The following is a 21153-nucleotide window of genomic DNA, read 5'->3' on the forward strand; positions in this document are numbered from 1 at the left end:
TATGGGGTCCGGTCTGGTGTGCCGGCCTTGGCGGCCGGCGGCATCGGGCATAGTCTGGATGCGATCCATCGCCCCGTAGCGCAGAGGGAGGCGTCATGCCCGTACTTGTCATATCCGGTGCCAATCGCGGCATCGGGCTGGAATTCGTCCGGCAATATGCCGCCGATGGCTGGACCATCGTCGCCGGCGTCCGTGATCCGGGCAAGGCCGGGGATCTGGCGGGGCTGAAGGGGGTGGAGGTTGTGGAACTGCGGGTGGATGACCCGCTGTCCATCCGGGCCTTCGCGGATGGACTGGCCGGCCGGCGGGTCGATCTGCTGATCAACAATGCCGGCGTGATGGGACCGGAGGGTCCCGACCAGTCGAAGGAGCGTATCGACGTGGCAGGCTGGATGCAGACCCTGCAGGTCAATGCGCTGGCGCCCATCCTGCTGGCCCAGGCCCTGAAACCCTCGCTGGCGGCGGGGGCGAAGGTGGTGACGCTGTCCAGCCAGCTTGGCTCCATCACAGAGAATGAAGGGGCCGGCCTGTACGCCTACCGTGCGTCGAAGGCGGCCGTGAACATGGGCAATCGCTGCCTTGCCGTGGATTGGCGTGATGACGGGATCACCTGCATCGTCCTGCATCCCGGCTGGGTGCAGACCGACATGGGCGGTCCCAAGGCACCTGTGAAGCCGCCGGACTCGGTGGCCGGCATGCGCCGGGTCATCGCCGGGGCCGGTCCGGCCGACAGCGGTGCCTTTTTCGGCTTCGACGGTCGTCGCATCCCCTGGTGATCCCTGGTCCGGAAAGGACAAGCGTCGCATGAAGGCCCCCATCGAGTTCTATTTCGATTTCGCCTCTCCCTATGCCTATCTGGCGGCCACGCAGGTGGAGGCGCTGGCCGCCCGGCTGGATCGGCCGTTGCACTGGCGCGCCATCCTGATGGGGGCCGTGCTGAAGGTGACGGGCGGTGTTCCCAACCTGGCCAAGCCCCTGCAGGGTGACTACCTGCGCCGCGACGTGCCGCGCTGCGCCCGGCGGCTGGGGGTGCCGCTGGCCCACCCGCTGCCATCCCCCTTCGCGTCGCTGGCGGCATCGCGGGCTTTCTACTGGCTGGACGCCGTGGGCGGCGAACATTCACCTGTGGCCCTGGCCCATGCCGTCTTCAACGCCCATTGGGCCGACGGCCGCGACATGGCCATGCCGGAGAATGTTCTGGATGTGGCTGCCGGGCTGGGGCTGGACCGGGCGGCCGTGGAAGCCGGGCTGGCCGACCCGTCGGTGAAGGAGCGGCTGCGCGTGGAAACGGAAGCGGCCATCGGCCGCGGCGTTTTCGGCGTGCCCTATTTCATCGTCGATGACGAGCCCTTCTGGGGCGCGGACCGGATGGGCGAACTGGAAGCCTGGGTCGGCGGCGGCTGGTAGCCGCCCCGGCATCAGTGCAATAGCCAGCGCGTCATGGCCGGGAACGGGGCCAGGCCGTTTTGATGCAGCAGCGCCATGACCCCGCAGGGCCCCGTCATACCCAGCATGGCCAGGTGCGCGATGCCGAACTGGTTGCCTGTTTCCAGCAGGTACATGAACCGGTCCCGCTGTTGTTCTTCCAGCCGGTAGCCGCCTGCGAAGAAAAGGGTTTCCGGCGGCAGGTCCAGCGCCTTCATCGCGGCGTAGGACCAGGCGATGGCGGCCGTTTCCGTATGCATCAGCGCGATCCGCGCCTGCGGGTCGGGGTCGTCGCCGGCCGCCTCGCGCAGGCTGGTTTCCAGGTTGGTGCCCAGCAGGGGGCGCAGACGGGCCGGCACGATGGCAATGTGCCCCGCCTCGTGCAGCAGGTCTCCGGATACGTGGAGATGATCCGGATCGACATGCATCACCCCCTGCCGGATGGTGACGCCGGGCAGGAAGCCCTCCGGCCCGAACGGCCCCACCTCCAGCGGCAGCCCGATGCCGCGCAGGAAATCCACGATCCTGTCGAAATGCTCTGCCCCCAGCATATCAGGTCCTGTTCTGTTGTGGTTTTGCAACCATAGCTTACAGTTGGGCCGATGACCATGCCAAGCCCATACAGTGCCGCCTGACCCGCCCGTCCGCCCGGTGCCGGGGAGGGCGGAGAATTGTTTCTGGATCATTTCAAGGGGAGCAGGCCCCTTGCAGCCCCATGGCGATGCGCTAGGCTGGCAGCCGCGCAATCCAGACACGCCGGTTGGCGAAGAAACAAGGATAAAAGACGTGCGGACTATCGGACATTGGGCGCGGGGCAGTGCCCTGGCCCTGGTTATGGCTCTGACAGCCACGGCTCCCGTGCTGGCCCAGGCCAGCGCCCCCGCGGTGGAGCGGGTGCAGAACGGCAATCTGGTCACGGAGAATGTGCCCGCCATCGATGCGGCACTGGGAGAGCGGCTTTCCGCCTACCTGAACGCGCGCTCGGCCGGGTTTCTGGACTGGACGCCGGATGGCAAGGGCATCCTGATTTCCACCCGGTTCGGGGAGACGGCACAGCTCCATCTGGTGTCCGGCCCCATGATGGCGCGCCAGCAGCTCACCTTCGCGGCCGAGCCGATCACCCGCGCCAGCTTCCGTCCGGCCCGCGACAGCAGCGATCTCGTCTATGTCTGGGACAAGGGCGGGTCGGAGAATTTTCAGTTCTTCCACATGGACATGTCCACGGGCGTGTCCACGCTGATCACCGACGGCAAGTCGCGCAACCAGGGACTGGTCTGGAACCACAAGGGCGACCGCTTCGCCTTTTCCAGCACGCGCCGCGATGGCCGGAACACCGACGTCTATGTCGCCGGCCTGAAGGATGCGGCCACGGCGGCGCCCCTGGTGGCGCAGACGGGGTCCTACGGCGCTGTCGCCTTCTCTCAGGATGACGGCAAGCTGCTGGTCGGCCAGTATCTGGCCATCACCAAATCCTATCTGTCGGTCGTAGATGTGGCCACGGGCGCCATCACCCGCATCAAGCCGGAGCGCGACGATATCGCGCTGGGCGGCATCGGCTTCACCCCTGATGGCAGGGGCGTATTCCTGACCTCTGACGAGGAGGGGGAGTTCAAGCGTCTGGGCCTGCACGATCTGGCGTCGGGACAGACACGCTGGATCACCGCCGACGATCCCTGGGACGTGGAGGAAGCAGCCCTGTCGCATGATGGCCGGCGCCTGGCCTATGTGCTGAACGAGGGGGGCTGGTCCACCCTGCGCGTCATCGATACGAAGTCGCTGAAGCCCGTCAAGCTGCCCACCCTGCCCAAGGGGGTGATCGGCGGCGTTTCCTTCAGCCCCGACGGCAAGCGTTTGGCGCTGTCGCTGACCCGGCCGACCGCGCCGGCCGACGTCTATGTCGTCGATCTGGCCAGGGGGGCGGTCGAACCCTGGACCCGGAGTGAGGTCGGGGGCCTGAACACCGACAATTTCGCCGATGCTGAACTGATCCAGTTCCCCACCTTCGACCAGGTGGACGGCACGCCCCGCCAGATCCCGTCCTTCCTCTACAAGCCCACGAACGGGCCGGCCAAACTGCCGGTCATCATCCTTGCCCATGGCGGGCCGGAGGGGCAGAGCCGGCCGACCTTCAGTTCCACGGTGCAGTTCTGGGCCAATGAGCTGGGGGCCGCCGTGCTGCTGCCCAATATCCGGGGCTCCGACGGATACGGAAAGACCTATCTGGGCCTGGATAACGGCTTCAAGCGGGAAGACAGCATCAAGGATATCGGCGCCCTGATCGACTGGATCGCCACCCGTCCCGACCTGGACAAGGACCGGGTGGTCATCGCCGGCGGCTCCTATGGCGGCTATGTCACGCTGGCGGCCATGACCCATTACAATGACCGGCTGGCCGGCGGCGCCAACACGGTCGGCATCTCCAACTTCATTACCTTCCTGGAAGCCACGGCCGACTATCGCCGTGACCTGCGCCGTCCCGAATATGGTGACGAGCGCGATCCGGAGATGCGTGCCTTCCTTCAGCGTATCTCCCCCCTGACCAATGTGGACAAGATCACCAAGCCCATGCTGGTCATCCAGGGCTATAACGATCCGCGTGTGCCGGTGGGCGAGGCAGAGCAGATGGTGGCTGCCATCCGCAGGAACGGTGGTGACGTTGCCTATGTCCTGGCCATGGACGAGGGGCATGGCTTCCGCAAGAAGTCCAACCAGTTCGTGGCTCAGATGGCCCAGGCACAGTTCTTCCAGAGGGTGTTCGGGCAGAAGTAATAAACATACAAAATAACTCAATGGCCATTTGATTGTTTTGAATAAATACAATCAAATGGCCTATTTTATTTCTGGTCAATTTCGAATTGTCGTCAATATGTGTTCTTAGATTGAGAGTTGTGGCAGAATCTAAGTGGTGATATATGTGTGAGGTCAATTTTGGAGGTCAAAATGGCTCACGAAGTTATCATAAAGTGCATACCAGAGTTTGAGTTATCGTCAAAGGACATGGTTCTGATGATTTCGGATCATGATGGAAAGATTGGAGAAATACATATCAGTAAGGGAAATATTGACTTCTGGCCTTCAGGAAATTCGGTTAATCATTTTCAGCTTTCGTGGCGCAAGTTCGCGGAAATCATGAAGGAAAATGGCGCTCAGGTGCGTATGCGTAACTGAGCCAGAGGCATTCGGGCGCTGGCCTTCAACGAGGTAAGCCAGCGCCCCACCCCCCCGATAACGCCGCCCTGCCATGGCCTGTCCGGGTGGTTCCCGACCTTGCATTGAAGCCCTGTCGGCATTAGGTTCCGGCCGCATCGGGGGGCCGTCCCGGTGACGGTTCGCCGCCTCCCATCCACCAACAGGAACGGGTTCGCGGGATGAAGTCCGCCGTCATCGTCTTCCCCGGTTCCAATTGCGACCGCGATATTGCGGTTGCCTTGGAACAGGCTTCCGGCAAGAAGCCCCACATGGCTTTCCACAAGGACACGGACCTGCCGGACGTCGATGTCATCGCCGTCCCTGGCGGTTTTTCCTATGGCGATTATCTGCGCTGTGGCGCCATGGCCGCCCATTCGCCCATCATGAAGGTGGTGAAGGAACGCGCGGCCAAGGGCGTGCGCGTTGTCGGCATCTGCAACGGTTTCCAGATCATAACGGAAGCCGGTCTGCTGCCGGGCGCCCTGATCCGCAACAAGTCGCTGAAATATGTGTGCCGCACGGTCGGCCTGCGCGTCGAAACGACGGACAGCGACTTTACCCGGAAGTACGCCAAGGGGCAGGTGATCGGCATTCCGGTCGGCCATGGCGAGGGCAATTACGTTGCCGACGAGGAGACGCTGAAGCGCCTGGAGGGCGAGGGGCTGGTGGCCTTCCGCTATGCCGCACTGCCGGGCCAGGACGCCGGTCAGGCGAACCCCAACGGTGCAACCAACGACATTGCCGGCATCTTCAACGCTGAGCGCAACGTGCTGGGCATGATGCCGCATCCCGAACGCGCCTTCGATCCGCTGCATGGCAATACCGACGGCCGTGCCTTCTTTGATAGTTTGGTGGAGACCCTGTCGTGAGCGCCCGCAAGGAACCCGTTGTCAACGAGCAGCTTGCCGCCGAACATGGCATCAAGGCCGATGAATATGTCCGCCTGCTGGAAATCGTCGGCCGTCAGCCGAGCTTTACCGAGCTGGGCATCTATTCGGTGATGTGGTCGGAGCATTGCTCCTACAAGTCGTCGCGCGTCTGGCTGAAGAAGTTCCCGACCAAGGCCCCCTGGGTGATCTGCGGTCCGGGGGAGAATGCCGGCGTCATCGATATCGGCGACAATCAGGCCGCCATCTTCAAGATGGAAAGCCATAACCACCCCTCCTATATCGAGCCCTTCCAGGGTGCTGCGACGGGCGTGGGCGGCATCCTGCGCGACGTGTTCACCATGGGTGCGCGGCCGATCGCCAACCTGAATGCCCTGCGTTTCGGGGAGCCGGGCCACCCCAAGACCCGTCAGCTGGTGGCGGGCGTCGTGTCGGGCATCGGCCATTACGGCAATTGCGTCGGCGTGCCCACCGTGGGTGGCGAGACCAATTTCCACAAGGCCTATAACGGCAATTGCCTGGTCAATGCCATGACCGTGGGCATCGCCGACCAGGACAAGATTTTCTATTCCAAGGCGGCGGGTGTCGGCAATCCGGTGGTCTATGTCGGGTCCAAGACGGGCCGCGACGGCATCCATGGCGCCACCATGTCCTCGGCCGAGTTCACCGAGGATAGCGAGGCCAAGCGTCCCACGGTGCAGGTCGGCGATCCGTTCACGGAAAAGCTGCTGATCGAAGCCTGCCTGGAACTGATGAACACCGACGCCATCCAGTCCATCCAGGACATGGGCGCCGCCGGCCTGACCTCCTCCTCCGTCGAAATGGCTGGCAAGGGTGGCCTGGGGATCGAACTGCATCTGGAAAAGGTGCCGCAGCGTGAGACGGGGATGACCCCGTATGAGATCATGCTGTCGGAGAGCCAGGAACGCATGCTAATGATCCTGAAGCCCGGTTCCGAAGACGTGGCCCGCGCCATCTTCGAGAAGTGGGAACTGGATTTCGCCGTGATCGGTCACCTGACCGATACGGGCCATTTCGTCCTGAAGATGAATGGCGAGACCTATTGCGACCTGGAACTGGCCCCGCTGTTCGACGCGGCCCCGCTGTATCATCGCCCGACAGAAGAGACGCCGGCCCAGCCGCCGCTCGACCTGGACGAGGATGAGTTGTGGCCGGAAGATCTGTCGCTGGGCGATATCCTGACCAAGCTGGTCGCCTGCCCCGATCTCGCCTCCAAGCGTTGGATCTGGCAGCAATATGACGCCCAAGTTGGCGCGGATACCCGCTTCCTGTCGGGTCAGGCCGATGCGGCCGTCGTGCGCGTGCATGGGACGAACAAGGCGCTGGCCATGTCGTCCGACGTGACCCCGCGCTATTGCTTCGCCGACCCGGTGCAGGGCGGGCGTCAGGCCGTGGCGGAGAGCTATCGCAACATCTGCGCCGTCGGCGCCCTGCCGCTGGCCATCACCGACAACATGAATTTCGGCAATCCCGAAAAGCCCCGCATCATGGGGCAGTTCGCCGGCTGCGTCGAAGGTATGGCCGAGGCTTGCCGCGTCTTGGACTACCCGGTCGTGTCGGGCAATGTCTCGCTCTATAACGAAACCAACGGCGTTGGCATTCTGCCGACCCCGACGGTGGGTGGCGTGGGCCTGCTGGCCGATGGGCACAAGGCCGTGGGTCTGGGCTTCAAGAATGACGGCGACGTCATTCTGCTGGTGGGGGAGACTGAGGGTCACCTGGGCCAGAGCCTGTACCTGCGCGAAATCCTGGGTCTGGAGGAAGGTCCGGCCCCGGCCGTCGATCTGGAGACGGAGAAGCGTCACGGCACGTTTGTGCGCGATGCCATCCAGGCGGGCCTGATCACGGCGTCGCATGACGTGTCGGATGGCGGGTTGCAGGTGGCGCTGGCCGAAATGGCCATGGCCGGCAACAAGGGTGCGGACCTGTCCGGCCTGGACGGCTGGCACGTGGCGGAGCTGTTCGGCGAGGATCAGGGCCGCTATATCCTGACCGTCAAGCCGGCCGATCTGGAAGCGATGGAGACCAGGGCCGCGGAGGCCGGGGTTGCCCTGACCCGCATCGGCAGCGTGGGTGGCGACGCCCTGACGGGTGCGTCGGGGGCCATTATTTCGGTCGCTGACCTGATTGAGGCGAACGAGGCTTGGTTGCCCAACTATATGAATGGCAAGGTGGGCTGAGTACCACCCTGTGACCGCCTCTTAACGTCATTCCCGCTTGCGCGGGGATGACGATTGGGGGGTAATTGAAAGGACCCGACCCATGGCGATGCACGCATCCGAAATCGAGGCCCTGCTGCGCGAGGCGTTCCCCGACGCGGTCGTCCGTATCGATGATCTGCGCGGCGATGGCGACCATTACGCGGCCTATGTGGAAAGCCCCGCCTTCAAGGGGAAATCCCGCGTGGCCCAGCATCAGGCCGTCTATGCCGCCCTGAAGGGCCGCATGGGCAATGAACTGCACGCCCTGATGCTGACGACAGCCGCTCCCAAGGACGCATGATTGCCCCGCCGAACGATCCCCCTGTAAAGGCCGGGCGTTCGGCGCTATATGTCAAGGGATTTGCCGCGGTGCCGTTCGGGCGCGCCGGTGGCACTGCCAAGGAAGTGACGAGATGGATCAGACGGTTGCCGAGCGCATCAAGCGCGATATCAGCGACAATGACGTCGTTGTCTATATGAAGGGGACGCCCGTGTTCCCGCAATGCGGCTTCTCCGCCGCCGTGGTCCAGGTGCTGAGCCATATCGGTGTCAAGTTCAAGGGCATCGACATCCTGGTCGACCCCGCCCTGCGCCAGGGCATCAAGGAATTCACCAACTGGCCGACCATTCCCCAGCTTTATGTGAAGGGGGAGTTCGTGGGCGGTTGCGACATCGTGCGCGAGATGTATGAGACGGGTGAGCTGCAGGACCTGCTGCGTGACAAGGGCGTCACCTTCGAGGATGCCGCCTGAGGATTGCCGCAGGATTTCCGGTAAAGGAAAGGGCCGCTCCGGTGACGGGGCGGCCCTTTCTGCGTTGTCGGGGAAGGGGGGAGAGTTCGGGGGAGAGACAACACCATCGGTCGGAATGTCTGCCCGATGGTGTTGGAACGCCGGCGGTCATTCATGCCGACGGTACAGGATCAGGCGCGCTTCTCCAGCAGGTTGTCCACCGCCACGGCCCCGGCACCATTGCCGGCCAGGACCAGGAAGCCACCAGCCATGGCGACGTTCTTCCAGAACATGATGGACTGGAAATAGGCCATCTGCGCATCGGTCAGCGCCCAGTAATTATGGAACAGGATGGCGGAGACGATGGAGAAGCCGGCCATGACCAGCGCGGCGGCGCGCGTCTGGAACCCGGCGATGATGAAGGCACCGCCCACCAGCTCCGTCACGATGGCGGCCAGCAGCAGCAATTCAGCCGGCAGGGGCAGGCCGGCGGAGCCGACATAGGCCAGGCTGCCCTCCCAGCCTGTCACCTTCGACAGGCCGGACGAGATAAAGATGGCGGCCAGCAGGATGCGGCCAGCGACGGGCAGATATTTGGCGTTACTGGCGATCAGTTTGTTCATGATGAATGTCCCTTCGGTTCTCTGGGGTGGGCGCCGGCATCGGCGCCGTCGTCTTGGGATGGAAGATACGCCCAGTGAACCGTTGCGACAATGTGTGCCGATCAGGATTAATTGTCCCGGAATTTGGAACAATGCGGGGACAAAAAAGGCCGCACCCCGAAGGGCGCGGCCTGATCTGTCGTTGCCCGAGGGCGCCGGACCTTAGCGCGAATAGAATTCGACGACCAGGTTCGGTTCCATCTGGGTCGGGTACGGCACGTCGGCCAGGTTCGGGGCGCGCAGGTAGGTGCCCTTGAAGTTGCCGGTGTCGACGGTCACGTAATCCGGGAAATCACGCTCGCCGGACTGGATGGCTTCCATGATGAGCGCGAAATTCTTGGCCTTGGAGCGCACTTCGATCACGTCGTTGTCCTTGACCTGGTACGACGGGATGTTCAGGCGCTTGCCATTGACCAGGATGTGGCCGTGATTGATGATCTGACGGGCCGAGAACGGGGTCGGCGCGAACTTCATGCGGTAGACGACGGCGTCCAGGCGGCGCTCCAGCAACTGGATCAGGTTCTCGCCCGAATCGCCCTTGCGGCGCACGGCCTCCTGGTACAGCTTGCGGAACTGCTTCTCGCCGATATTGCCGTAATAGCCCTTCAGCTTCTGCTTGGCCATCAGCTGCAGGCCGAAATCCGACGGCTTCTTGCGGCGCTGGCCGTGCTGGCCGGGGCCATATTCACGCTTGTTGATGGGGGACTTGGCGCGGCCCCACAGGTTGACGCCCAGACGGCGGTCAATCTTGTACTTGGCTTCCTGACGCTTGCTCATTGACATGCTCCGTTTGGCTGGTCGTGACGACCAGCCTTGTTGTCCCGGTAGTTCCCCGCCCTTTGCATGCCGACCCCGACGCGCGGGACCGGAACGCAAAAACGGGGACGGGGCACCAGATGACCGGTGCCCGCCTTCCCAGGAATGCGGGGGGTATAGGGGAACGCCCGCGTCCTGTCAAACCCAACCCGCCCCTGTCCGCCGCAACCCAGCCGGGCCGGCTGGGGATATCACAGCCCGGTGATGGCCCGCACGATCAGCAGCAATGCTGCGGCCAGCAACATCAGCCAGGTCAGCAGCACGCCCCACAGGCGCCCGAAGCTTTTCCCGCCGGGATTGCTGGTCAGGCCCTGGGCATGCAGGACGCGGCCCAGGAACAGCGCGGCCCCCAGCGCATGCAGCAGGGCGGGCGGCTGGCCGGACAGTTCCAGCAGCACCAGCAGGATAAGGGCCAGCGGCACATATTCCACGAAATTGGCCTGCACGCGGATGGCCGCCTGCAGCGCAGGCTTCCCGCCATCGCCCAGCGACACCATGTGCCGCCGCCGCTGCATGGAGACACGGAAACTGAGCACCAGCAGCAGCAGCCCCAGAAGCCCCGCATAGAGGGGGGTGATGGTCACGGGCATGATCTTCCCTGTCCGTTTATCGTTGAGGCGGCGAGAATAGCGGAGAAATCACGCCGACGCCAAGGCGAAGCCCAGCACCAGCCCCTGCACGGCCGGATCGGACAGCAGCCGGCGATGACCCAGGCCCTCCACCAGATGGACGGCCATGCCGGGCCAGCCGGCGGCCAGATGCAGGGCGTCGGCCACCGGCATGATGCGATCGTCGCTGCTATGGATCAGCAGGGCCGGCACCTCGGCATTCCCCCGCACGTGCAGCCCTGCCAGCGGCCGGCCCAGCGCCTGGTCGATGGCCAGCGTCAGATCATGTTCCCCGTCGGTATCCAGGCGCAGGACCTGCGCGATCTGCCGCACGGGCAGCATCAGGTCGGCCAGGGGTGCCAGCAGCACGGCACGGCCGGGATCGAAGCCCTCCTGCATGGCCAGGGCCAGGGCTGTGGCCCCCAGCCCGTGGGCGATGCTGGCCGTGACGCTGCCGCCGGCCGCCATGGCCACGGCGCGGATGGCCCGCACCATGTCCAGCACATGCGTCTCCTCGCCGGCACTGCGGCCGTGGGCCGGGGCGTCGAACGCCACGACCCGGGCGCCGGCGTCCAGCAGCGGCTGCACGAAGGGCATCATGTCGTAGATTTGCCCCTCCCAATCATGCACCAGCACTATCAGCGGCGCGGTGGGACCCCGGTCCGCACCCCAGATGCGTGCTGCCAGATGGGGGGTGAAGCCTGGGACCACCAGCACCATGCCGCCGGCCGGTTCCGGCAGGGCGGGCGGCGCCAGCCGGCGCTCGGGCAACAGGTAGAGGTCACGGCCTTCCATCACCCTGCTTCTGCTGCGCGGGTGAAACAGTGCGGTGACCCCATCCCACCAGCTTTCCAATCCAAAGTCACGAACGTTCGTGCTTTTTTCAAGGCTCAAAAAGGACACCATGAGACTTCTCCCCGATGAATATGGGCGCCCCGGATCGGGGTCAGCCCGCAATGATGCAGGTGGGGCCGCCGCCAGCGGCCCCGGTCAAGCCCTTGCCCGGTCGATAAGGCCACGCACCGCGGTGCGTGCCCATTGTTCCGCCTTGGGATTCTTCAAAAGCCGGTAGCTTTGTGCAAAGCCGTAACAAAGCGAGATGCCTTCAAACGCGAACTGTTCGCTATCCAGGTCGGCCCGCAGATGCCCTTCCTCCACCGCGCGGCGGACGGCGCCGATCACGACGCGCCGCATCTCTTCCTGATGGCGCACGATCTGGTCGCGGATGGGTCCGGGCCGGTCATCGAACTCGATGGAGGCCGCCTGGATGGGGCAGCCGCCGGGCAGCACGGGTTCCCGCGTCCAGCCAATCCAGTTCTCGAACAGAGCCAGCACGCGGGGCAGCCCGCGCGGCTGGGTGAGGGCAGGGCGCACGACCGTTTCGGCGAACAGTTCCGCCGCCCGGCCCAGTACAGCGGCCTGAAGCTGTTCCTTGCTGCCGAAATGCGCGAACAGCCCGCTTTTCGACATGCTCAGCCGGTCGGCCAATGTCCCGATGGTCAGGCCGGTCAATCCGTCCGTGCTGGTCATGGCCAGCGCTTCGTCCAGGATTGCGGCGCGCGTGCGTTCACCCTTGCTCATAGGACACAAATAATACGAACGGTCGTTCTATTGTCAAGTCCCATGGCAAAATCCGCCTGTTCGGCGTAATGCTTGGCGGCCCTGCGCCCGACGCAGCCCTCTCTGGCCCTGGATGCGAGGAGCCGTCATGTCCGCCGCCTTTGAACGCCGAACCTTCGCACCGGGCGAGCCGATCTTCAAGGAAGGTGATCCCGGCGACAGCCTTTATGTCGTGGAAAGCGGGCGGGTGCGCATCTGGCGTGGCGATCTGGAACATCCCACCATCATTGGCCGGATCGAGAGTGCGGGCATATTCGGTGAAATGGCAATCTTCGACCGCAAGCCCCGCATGGCGCATGCCTCGGCAGAGGTGGAATCGGTGCTGATGCGCATGCCGGCCAGCGTCCTGCGCGAAAGCCTTTACGGTGCCGACCCGTTGTTGCGACAGTTGGTGCAACTGCTGATCGACAATATCCGCACCATGGCTCGCCGTCTGGATGAACTGGAGGGCAAGGCCGGCTGACCGGAGGCTGCGGCCGCGGGCCGGGCCCTCATTGCATGGGACCGTCCGCTTCGACCCGGATGCCAGCTGCTGGTGGCGTCACCGGATATCCCTGCCACGGCTCCGCCTCCGGCACCGACAGGGGACTGTCGGCCAGCGGCACCAGGGCGCGGCCCAGGTCCAGCATGAACAGGGCATCCGGCCGCCCCGGCCGCGGGGCAGGGCAGGCGGCGGAACGGTAGCGAACGACGAGACCATCCCCCGCCGGCCTGTCCCAGGCATAGACGGTGCAGGGGCCATAAGGCGAGGGGTGTATTTCCCCCGTGGCGAAGGTGGGATAATTGCCGTGTTCGCTGCCCCTGCCGGCCGCGACCGTGGGCGGCGGGCCGGCCTGCCGCGGGGGTGGTGGCTGTGCGACCTGGGCGCATCCCGCCAGGGCGGCACAGATCAAGAGGATGGCCAAACCCTTGCGCTGATCCATGACGCCCTGTCTTCCCCCGTTTCAGGCGCCGGTACAGCGCCTGATTGATTGGCCGACATGGAATTACATCCGATTGCGGCAAATTTCGGGGGAACCTGACGGCCCTACCGCTTGCCCTTCGCCTTGGCGGCTGCGAAGGCGGCGGCAAAGACGCTGTCGGCCGGGACCGGTGCGGGCGATGGGGCTGGGGCTGGCTGTTTGCGGGGCGCGTTGGTCTGCTGGCGCGGCGGTCCGCTGCGCCTTTCGTCCCGGCGGCCATCCTCGCGCCGCTGGTCGTCACGCCGTGGATCCCCGGACCGGACGGGGCCGCGGTCGGGCCGGGCGGCGGGTGCGGGACGCTCGTCCAGCTTCATGGTCAGCGCAACGCGCTTACGCTTCAGGTCCACCTCCAGCACCTTGACCTTCACGATGTCGCCGGCCTTGGCAACCGTGTGCGGGTCCTTCACGAAGCTGTGGGAAAGCTGGCTGATATGGACCAGCCCATCCTGATGCACGCCGACATCGACAAAGGCGCCGAAGGCGGTGACGTTGGTCACCACGCCTTCCAGCACCATGCCGATCACCAGATCCTTCAGTTCCTCCACCCCGTCCTTGAAGGTCGCGGTCTTGAATTCCGGGCGCGGATCGCGGCCGGGCTTTTCCAGTTCGCGCAGGATGTCGGTCACGGTGGGAAGGCCGAACCGCTCGTCGGTGAAATCGGCCGGGTCCAGCGACTGCACGAAGGCCACGTCGCCGATCAGCTTCGACAGCGGCCTGCCAGTCCTGGTCAGGATGCGTTCCACCACGGGATAGGCTTCCGGATGGACGGACGATCCGTCCAGCGGGTTCTCTCCGTCGCGGATTCGCAGGAAGCCGGCCGCCTGTTCGAAGGCCTTGGGCCCCAGGCGCGGCACGTCCAGCAATTGCCGGCGGCTGCGGAAGGCGCCCTTCTCGTCGCGCAGCGCCACCACATTCCTGGCAACACTTTCCGACAGGCCCGACACGCGGGCCAGCAGCGGCACCGATGCGGTGTTCAGGTCGACGCCGACGCCATTCACGCAATCCTCCACCACGGCGTCCAGGGCGCGGGACAGTTTGGCGGGGCTGACATCATGCTGATACTGGCCGACACCGATCGATTTGGGATCGATCTTGACCAGTTCGGCCAGCGGGTCCTGCAGGCGCCGGGCGATGGACACGGCGCCGCGAAGCGACACGTCCAGCTTGGGAAATTCCAGGGCCGCCACCTCCGACGCGGAATAGACGGAGGCGCCGGCTTCCGAAACCATCACCTTGGTCAGGCGATGGTCGGGCAGGCGGGCGATCAGATCGGCGGCCAGCCGGTCGGTCTCGCGGCTGGCCGTGCCATTGCCGATGGCGATCAGGTCGACGTCATGGCGCTTGACCAGAGCGGCCAGTACCGCCAGCGAGCCTTCCCAGTCGCGGCGCGGTTCGTGCGGGAACACGGTGGCCGTGTCCAGCAGCTTGCCCGTGGCGTCCACCACGGCCACCTTCACGCCGGTGCGGATGCCAGGGTCCAGGCCCAGCGTGGCGCGCTGCCCGGCCGGCGGCGCCAGCAGCAGGTCCTTCAGATTGCGGCCGAACACGTGGATGGCCTCATCCTCGGCCTTTTCCCGCAGGACATTCAGCAGGTCCAGTTCCAGGTGCAGGGAAATCTTTGTCTTCCAGGCCCAGCGGCAGCAATCGGACAGCCAGCGGTCACCCGCCCGGCCCCGGTCCTGGATGTTGAAGGCGGCGGCGATCAGGCCTTCGGCCGGGTGCGGTGTACCGGCCGGCGGCTCGTCGCCGACCGCCAGCTTCAGGTCCAGCACGCCGGCGGCCCGGCCGCGGAACAGGGCCAGCGCCCGGTGCGAGGGCATCTTGCCCACGGGCTCGCTGAAATCGAAATAATCGCTGAATTTGGCCCCTTCCTCGGCCTTGCCCTCCACCAGGGCGGAAACGACCCGGCCCTGCGCCTGGGCGAAGTCGCGCAGGCGGCCGACCAGGCCCGCATCCTCGCCCATCCGTTCCACCAGGATGGCGCGGGCACCTTCCAGGGCGGCCTTCACATCCGCCACGCCCTTGTCGGCGTCGACGAAACCGGCCGCCTCCGTTTCCGGCGACAGGGTCGGCGTGGCCAGCAGCCGGTCGGCCAGCGGCTCCAGCCCGGCCTCGCGCGCGATCATGGCCTTGGTGCGGCGCTTGGGCCGATAGGGCAGATAGAGATCCTCCAGCCGGGTCTTGGTGTCGGCCTCCTCGATCTGCTTCAGCAGGTCGGGGGTCATCTTGCCCTGTTCATTGATGCTGGCCACGATCGTGGCGCGGCGTTCCTCCATCTCCCGCAGATAGCGCAGCCGTTCCTCCAGCGTGCGGAGCTGGGTATCGTCCAGCCCCCCCGTCGCTTCCTTGCGGTAGCGGGCGATGAAGGGAACCGTTGAGCCCTCGTCCAGCAGGGCAACCGTCGCCTCGACCTGGGCCGGGCGGACGGAAAGCTCGTTGGCAATGCGGTGGGCGATGGACAGCATGAACCGAACCCTTGGGGCAATGACCGGGGTTGCGGTCATAGCGCATCGGGCCGGGCGGGAAAAGCATCCAGGCGGGATAGGCGGGATGGCCGCCGGCCCCGATCGGCCCCGACACCAGCGCAGGACAGACCAGCGTTGGCGGCCCCGGCTCTTAACCAATCCATAACGGTCCCGGCTTATAACCCGTGTTCAGCAACATCTTCTGTTGTTTCCCTCCCAGAAGTTCCCGCCTTCAAACCCCGCCGTTTCCAACGGCGGGGCTTTTTTTGGCCTTGACCCTCCCATGATGGGAAGGTCCAGAACGGGAAGCGATGCCGATGCTTGCGGGATTCCGGCGGGCCTTGCCCCAGGTCAATGCGCGGCCCCACCCTGATCCTGTCTGCTTGCGGCCATTCACGGACCGGTCATTCCTGGCCGGGGGGAGATGAATGATGTTGTCCAGCATCCTGTCCCTGCCCGTCACGGGCATGCGTTGTGCGGCCTGTGCTGCCCGCGTGGAAAAGGCCGTGCAACAGGTGGCAGGCGTGGCTTGGGTCAATGTCGACCTGGCCGGGGGGAAGGTGATTGTCACGCCCGCGTCCGATGCCGGGCCGTCGCTGCCGGCCGCGATTGTGGAGGTATTGTCGCAAGCCGGATACCCAGCACGCACCGACAGCCATCGCTTGGCATTGACGGGGCTGCGCTGTGCGTCCTGCGCCGTCAGGGTGGAAAAGGCGCTGCGCGCCGTGCCCGGTGTCATCGATGTGACCATCTCCCAGCCCACGGGCATCGCCCTTGTGGACGGTGCGGGCGTGGATCGCATCGATTTGGCGGCGGCCGTGACGGATGCCGGTTATGGCGTGGCGATGGCGGAGGACGCGCCGTTCCCCACCGCCGGTCCTGTGCCGGAAGCGGGCGGGACCGTCGCCGCTGGCCCCGGCCGCACCCTGGCCGATACAGCCTGGCGGGGGGAAGGCGCGCGGGCGGGTGTGGCCTTGGCACTCTGCCTGCCACTGCTGTCGCCGATGCTGGGAGGGCCGGCCTTGCCGCCGCTGGCCCAGTTGGCGTTGGGGTCCATCGTGCAGTTCGGGCTGGGCTGGCCCTTCTACCGGGGGGCGTGGCGGGCCTTGCGCCACGGAACCGCAAGCATGGATGTGCTGGTGGTGCTGGGCACGCTGGCCGGCTGGGGCCTGTCCGGCTGGCTGCTGCTGACCGCCCATCCCGGTCACATGCCCCATCTTTACTATGAGGCATCGGCTGTCATCATCGCGATGCTGCTGCTGGGCCGCTGGCTGGAGGACCGGGCCCGGCGCAGGACGGGGGCCGCCATCGAGGCCCTGATGGCCCTGCGCCCGCAGGTGGCCCGCATCCGCCGCGACGGTGGGGAGCAGGTGCTGCCGCTGGAACAGGTGCGGCGTGGCGATGTCGCCCTGGTCCGTCCGGGAGAGGTGGTGCCTGTGGATGGCGCCATTCTGGAAGGGGAGACCCATCTGGATGAAAGCATGATCACGGGCGAAAGCCTGCCGGTGGCGCGGGGGCCGGACGGGCGGGTGACGGGAGGCGCCATGAACCTGGACGGGTTCATCGCCGTGCGCGCCGACGCGCTGGGGGCCGACAGCACCCTGTCCCGCGTCATCCGCATGGTGGAGGCGGCCGGCGCCGCCAAGGCGCCCATCCAGCGTCTGGTGGACAAGGTCAGTGCCGTTTTCGTGCCCGTGATCCTGGTCCTGGCGATCCTGACCCTGGCCGGCTGGCTGCTGGCCGGGGTGGGGCTGGAACGGGCGATGGTCAATGCCGTGTCCGTCCTGGTCATCGCCTGTCCCTGTGCGCTGGGACTGGCCACACCCACGGCGCTGATGGTGGGCATGGGGGTCGCCGCACGCGCCGGCATCCTGATCCGGGATGCCGAGGCGTTGGAACGTGCCCGCGACATCACCTGTGTGGCTTTCGACAAGACGGGGACGCTGACGGACGGGAAACCGGCCGTGCTGGCGGTGCGCCGGGCGGCGGGGCTGGGGGAAGCGGATATTCTGCGCCTTGCCGCTGCGCTGCAGGCCGGCAGCGCCCACCCCCTGGCCCGCGCCGTGTTGGATGCCATGCCCGATGTTCCGGCCGCGGCGACCGTCCGCACCCTGGCCGGCCGTGGGGTGGAGGGGCGGGCCGACGGGCGCGCCCTGCTGCTGGGCAATGAACGGCTGATGGTTGAGCGTGGCATCGATATCGGTGTGCTGGCCGCGGCGGCGGCCGACCCGGCCGTGCGGGGCCGCACCCTGTCCTATCTGGCGGCGGACGGGCAGGCGCTGGGCCTGATCGCCTTTGGTGACAGGGTCAAGCACACGGCGCCGGCCGCCATCGCCCGGTTGCGGGCGCTGGGCGTGCGCAGCATCATGCTGACGGGGGATAGTCAGGGGGCGGCCGCGGCCGTTGCCGCCGGTCTGGGGCTGGATGATGTCCAGGCCGGTCTTTTGCCGGAGGATAAGGGAGCGGCTCTGGCCCGGTTGAAATCCGCCGGCAATGTCGTGGCGATGGTGGGGGATGGTATCAACGATGCCCCGGCCTTGGCCGCCGCCGATATCGGCATCGCCATGGGCACGGGCACCGATATCGCCATGCGTGCGGCCGGGGTGACACTGATGCGCGGCGATCCGTCCCTGGTGGCCGATGCCATCGCGGTTTCACGCCGGACGGTGATCAAGATCCGTCAGAACCTGTTCTGGGCCTTCATCTATAATGTGGTGGGGGTGCCGTTGGCCATGGCGGGCTTGCTCAATCCGATGCTGGCCGGCGCGGCGATGGCGCTGTCCAGCGTCTGTGTCGTCACCAATGCCCTGACGCTGCGCCGCTGGCGCCCCGGAGGATGATATTGTCGGTCAAAAGGTTTGGCCAGAACACGATCATTCATGCCGACGGTAAAAGGAAGGAGGTCCCATGAATATCGGCGAGGCGGCCCGCACGTCGGGCGTGTCGGCCAAGATGATCCGGCATTATGAAGCGATCGGCCTGATTCCGTCGGTGGCCCGCACGGCGGGCGGCTACCGCATCTATGACACGGCCGACATCCACGCCCTGCGCTTCATCCGCCATGCCCGTGACCTTGGCTTCCCGCTGGCCGATCTGGATGGGCTGCTGCGCCTGTGGCGCGACCGGTCGCGGAGCAGCGGCGAGGTCAAGAAACTGGCGCTCGCCCATATCGACACGCTGGATCGCAAGATCGCGGAGCTGCAGGCCATGCGCGCCACCCTGCGACAACTCGCCGACCGCTGCCATGGCGATGACCGGCCGGATTGCCCCATCCTGGAAGGGCTGGCGGGGTAGCACACCGCCATAGATTGCCAATCCCCGTCCGGTCGCTCCACCGATCGGCCGCCGGGTCGTGGATTGTCCCGTCCATACCGATGGCCATTGCCGTAAATCATTGAATTTGATGGCCCTAGACATGTCCCACAGGAACCGCTTGTCTGTTTCGCCAATAATTTGCGCATGCATGGCCCCGCCGCGCCCTGGGCGGGTATTGTCTGCATATGTGCCTATTTCATGCTGTCCGGAATAAAACTGCTTGACGATCCCCGGCATTTGAAAGAAATAGTCCTCACGCAGGTCGGTGCCGTCAGCTTGTTGCGCAAGCGGGGTTGGTGGCGCGCCTTGGCAGCGGCCAAAAGAAAAGGCCGCTACGAGAGCGGCCTGAGTTTAGGGAGGAAACGCCCGATAAGGGCAAGCAGCACAACGTGCTGCGATGCACAATATGACTCCGTTACCGGTATCGTGCAAGTGCCAAGACGACCCCCACCCCATGGCAGGGTCGTGGGCAGGGTCGTGACGATGGTTACCGGTGGACATTTCCCGCGCTATATCGCCGCGGCCCCCGGAATCCCCGATACTTCCCCCTGCATTCCCCAAACGGGCTAAGCCCTTACACTTGAAGGGCGATTCAGGTATCCGCGACATGGCGCCACCGTGCCTGGGTATGGTGCAGTGCAAAAGAAGCCATGTTACAGGGCTTGCGTTGCCCTGCGTCTGGCGCATGGGTGTAGCGATGCGCCCGACCCCATTTCTCCGCGGCGCCGGCACCTCCTCCGCCCCTTAGGGTTCCGCCTGTTCAGATGACAAGGCTTGTCCGCTTGGGGCGTGTGCCGGTGGTTGGGTTTCATTGAAACGAAATTAGGGCCAATTTTCAAATAAGGCACACCATTTTTCTTATGACAGAGTAACTATCACCCTCGGCCGTAAGTAAATGATTATGGAACTTCAGGTTCGGAAAAAGGACACATCCGCGGCCTAAATCGGGCGATTCTGTGGCCATTAGGCTGTTATATGCCTAAAGTAAACGCGAATTAATGCCTTCGAAGGGTGTTGGTCTCGTTCGCTTGAGGCTATTCTCTGAAGGGATTGAACTTGCCCATGGCCAGACTACCCACGACCGGGAGGGACTTGCCAGGCGATCGGGCGCCACGGGCTGTGCTGGAGTGAGCGATATGGAGATGCAGAGCGTCATTCTGATCGACGTGAACAAGTTGTTCCGCGAGGGGTTGGCCCGGCTGCTGCTGGATGTGCCGTTCAGCGTGGCGGGCGAATATGGCAGTGCGGACGAAATTCTGGCGCTCGACCAGCCGAAGGCCGACCTGATCCTGATCGATCCGGGTGAGGACCCGTCCGCCCTGGCCCAGATCGCCCGGGTCCGGCGGCATGTGCCCGGCGCCCTTGTCGTCATCCTGACGGCCAGCCTGTGTGCCCGCCGCCTGACCGGGGCGCTGGAGGCCGGCGCTGCCGGCTATCTGCTGAAGGACATGTCGGCGGAGGCGCTGGCCCAGTCGCTGAAACTGGTCATGATGGGGGAGAAGGTCTTTCCGACGCATCTGGCCGATCTGCTGGTCGCTGGCCAGGTCCAGTCGCCGCCGTCTGAATTGAATACCCTGCGAAAGGGGTTGTCCCAGCGGGAAATGCAGATCCTCCGCTGCCTGATCGATGGCGACAGCAACAAGGTGATCGCCAACGCATTGGGGATCACCGAGGCCACGGTGAAGGTCCATCTCAAAAGCCTGCTGCGCAAGATAAACGCCGTGAACCGTACCCAGGCCGCGATCTGGGCCATGAACAATGGAATCGGGCAGAGTGATTCTGTCACGGCGGCGAACTCCGACCAGGCCGAAGAGGCTGTCGGGGCCACGGCTTGAGCGTCCCCATCCCCTGTCGTTATGGGTGTCGCGTTTACGAACGCCGTGCCCACGGCAGGGCATATGGCTGATGCTAGTCCCACATAATCGTATGTTTTCAATTGCATGGTGGCGACTTCAAATGAAGTCGCCACCTGTTTTTCTTCGGCGGGGCGGCTCCTGTGCGCTATCCTGACGCATAGCATGTTGCCGGGGCATTACCTTTTAAAAAAAATCCATTAGAATTGGCGGTCAAGGGGCGCATAGCCTCGTGGCGGTGAAAAATTTCTGCGGATTTCAGGTAAATCCCGTGGAAAGAATAGAGGATGCATGTTCATGATTTGGTCAGAAAACTGAAAGTATACTCCCACCCTTGGGGGTTGGGGTCGCCTTGCGACCTGCGGTTGGTCGCCGGTGGCGATGCCGGCCTCCCATGG

The 21153-nt window shown here is 64.9% G+C and carries 20 protein-coding genes; 12 read left to right on the forward strand and 8 right to left on the reverse strand.

Features of this window, described 5'->3' with window-relative positions:
* Window positions 1-95: 95 nt before the first annotated feature.
* Window positions 96-776, forward strand: coding sequence for an SDR family oxidoreductase (locus tag ABC728_RS04805; protein WP_416620703.1), 681 nt, complete (start codon window positions 96-98; stop codon window positions 774-776).
* Between the two features lie 28 nt (window positions 777-804).
* Window positions 805-1407 (forward strand): 2-hydroxychromene-2-carboxylate isomerase, encoded by a 603-nt coding sequence (locus tag ABC728_RS04810; protein WP_416620702.1) that lies wholly within the window; start codon window positions 805-807, stop codon window positions 1405-1407.
* A gap of 11 nt (window positions 1408-1418) precedes the next feature.
* On the opposite strand, the gene ABC728_RS04815 is transcribed toward ABC728_RS04810, so the two are convergent.
* Complete coding sequence (locus tag ABC728_RS04815) at window positions 1419-1976, reverse strand: hypothetical protein (RefSeq protein WP_416620701.1); 558 nt, start codon at window positions 1974-1976, stop codon at window positions 1419-1421.
* A 235-nt stretch (window positions 1977-2211) separates the two neighbouring features.
* Between ABC728_RS04815 and ABC728_RS04820 the strand changes: the two genes are divergently transcribed.
* The 6 genes from ABC728_RS04820 (at window position 2212) to grxD (ending at window position 8475) form a co-directional block, all read left to right on the forward strand.
* Window positions 2212-4194, forward strand: coding sequence for a S9 family peptidase (locus ABC728_RS04820; protein WP_416620700.1), 1983 nt, complete (start codon window positions 2212-2214; stop codon window positions 4192-4194).
* Between the two features lie 171 nt (window positions 4195-4365).
* Window positions 4366-4593, forward strand: coding sequence for a hypothetical protein (locus ABC728_RS04825; RefSeq protein ID WP_416620699.1), 228 nt, complete (start codon window positions 4366-4368; stop codon window positions 4591-4593).
* A gap of 200 nt (window positions 4594-4793) precedes the next feature.
* Window positions 4794-5483, forward strand: a complete 690-nt coding sequence (purQ, locus tag ABC728_RS04830) for a phosphoribosylformylglycinamidine synthase subunit PurQ (RefSeq protein ID WP_416620698.1) — start codon at window positions 4794-4796, stop codon at window positions 5481-5483.
* Window positions 5480-7702, forward strand: a complete 2223-nt coding sequence (purL, locus tag ABC728_RS04835; RefSeq protein WP_416620697.1) for a phosphoribosylformylglycinamidine synthase subunit PurL — start codon at window positions 5480-5482, stop codon at window positions 7700-7702. Before purQ ends, purL begins: the two co-directional genes overlap by 4 nt.
* 82 nt (window positions 7703-7784) lie before the next feature.
* On the forward strand, window positions 7785-8024 hold the full coding sequence (locus ABC728_RS04840) for a BolA/IbaG family iron-sulfur metabolism protein (RefSeq protein WP_416620696.1): 240 nt from the start codon (window positions 7785-7787) through the stop codon (window positions 8022-8024).
* Between the two features lie 112 nt (window positions 8025-8136).
* Entirely contained in the window at window positions 8137-8475 is a 339-nt protein-coding gene (gene grxD, locus ABC728_RS04845) for a Grx4 family monothiol glutaredoxin (RefSeq protein ID WP_416620695.1), read from the forward strand.
* A 170-nt stretch (window positions 8476-8645) separates the two neighbouring features.
* Here the strand turns inward: grxD and ABC728_RS04850 are convergent, their stop codons facing one another.
* From ABC728_RS04850 to ABC728_RS04870, 5 genes are all read right to left on the reverse strand, one after another.
* Window positions 8646-9077, reverse strand: coding sequence for a DoxX family protein (locus ABC728_RS04850; RefSeq protein ID WP_416620694.1), 432 nt, complete (start codon window positions 9075-9077; stop codon window positions 8646-8648).
* A 201-nt stretch (window positions 9078-9278) separates the two neighbouring features.
* The gene (gene rpsD / locus ABC728_RS04855) at window positions 9279-9893 is read right to left on the reverse strand and encodes a 30S ribosomal protein S4 (protein ID WP_416620693.1); all 615 of its coding nucleotides are present in this window, start codon (window positions 9891-9893) and stop codon (window positions 9279-9281) included.
* Window positions 9894-10123: 230 nt separating this feature from the next.
* The gene (locus tag ABC728_RS04860) at window positions 10124-10516 is read right to left on the reverse strand and encodes an MAPEG family protein (protein ID WP_416620692.1); all 393 of its coding nucleotides are present in this window, start codon (window positions 10514-10516) and stop codon (window positions 10124-10126) included.
* A 54-nt stretch (window positions 10517-10570) separates the two neighbouring features.
* Window positions 10571-11335, reverse strand: a complete 765-nt coding sequence (locus ABC728_RS04865; protein WP_416620691.1) for an alpha/beta hydrolase — start codon at window positions 11333-11335, stop codon at window positions 10571-10573.
* A 195-nt stretch (window positions 11336-11530) separates the two neighbouring features.
* Window positions 11531-12121, reverse strand: a complete 591-nt coding sequence (locus ABC728_RS04870) for a TetR/AcrR family transcriptional regulator (RefSeq protein ID WP_416620690.1) — start codon at window positions 12119-12121, stop codon at window positions 11531-11533.
* A gap of 127 nt (window positions 12122-12248) precedes the next feature.
* On the opposite strand from ABC728_RS04870, the gene ABC728_RS04875 reads away from it, so the two are divergent.
* Complete coding sequence (locus ABC728_RS04875) at window positions 12249-12623, forward strand: Crp/Fnr family transcriptional regulator (protein WP_416620689.1); 375 nt, start codon at window positions 12249-12251, stop codon at window positions 12621-12623.
* Window positions 12624-12651: 28 nt separating this feature from the next.
* Here the strand turns inward: ABC728_RS04875 and ABC728_RS04880 are convergent, their stop codons facing one another.
* Both ABC728_RS04880 and ABC728_RS04885 read right to left on the reverse strand, forming a co-directional pair.
* Window positions 12652-13083: a hypothetical protein gene (locus ABC728_RS04880; RefSeq protein WP_416620688.1), complete on the reverse strand. Its 432-nt coding sequence runs from the start codon at window positions 13081-13083 to the stop codon at window positions 12652-12654.
* Between the two features lie 104 nt (window positions 13084-13187).
* Entirely contained in the window at window positions 13188-15587 is a 2400-nt protein-coding gene (locus tag ABC728_RS04885; RefSeq protein WP_416620687.1) for a Tex family protein, read from the reverse strand.
* A gap of 428 nt (window positions 15588-16015) precedes the next feature.
* On the opposite strand from ABC728_RS04885, the gene ABC728_RS04890 reads away from it, so the two are divergent.
* The 3 genes from ABC728_RS04890 (at window position 16016) to ABC728_RS04900 (ending at window position 20737) form a co-directional block, all read left to right on the forward strand.
* Window positions 16016-18427 carry a heavy metal translocating P-type ATPase gene (locus tag ABC728_RS04890; protein ID WP_416620686.1) on the forward strand — a complete coding sequence of 804 codons (2412 nt, stop codon included), beginning with the start codon at window positions 16016-16018 and terminating at the stop codon, window positions 18425-18427.
* 67 nt (window positions 18428-18494) lie between these two features.
* Window positions 18495-18881 carry a Cu(I)-responsive transcriptional regulator gene (cueR, locus tag ABC728_RS04895; RefSeq protein ID WP_416620685.1) on the forward strand — a complete coding sequence of 129 codons (387 nt, stop codon included), beginning with the start codon at window positions 18495-18497 and terminating at the stop codon, window positions 18879-18881.
* A gap of 1157 nt (window positions 18882-20038) precedes the next feature.
* Complete coding sequence (locus ABC728_RS04900; protein WP_416620684.1) at window positions 20039-20737, forward strand: LuxR C-terminal-related transcriptional regulator; 699 nt, start codon at window positions 20039-20041, stop codon at window positions 20735-20737.
* The last annotated feature ends 416 nt before the right edge of the window (window positions 20738-21153 follow it).

Source organism: Niveispirillum fermenti (genome assembly GCF_052474395.1).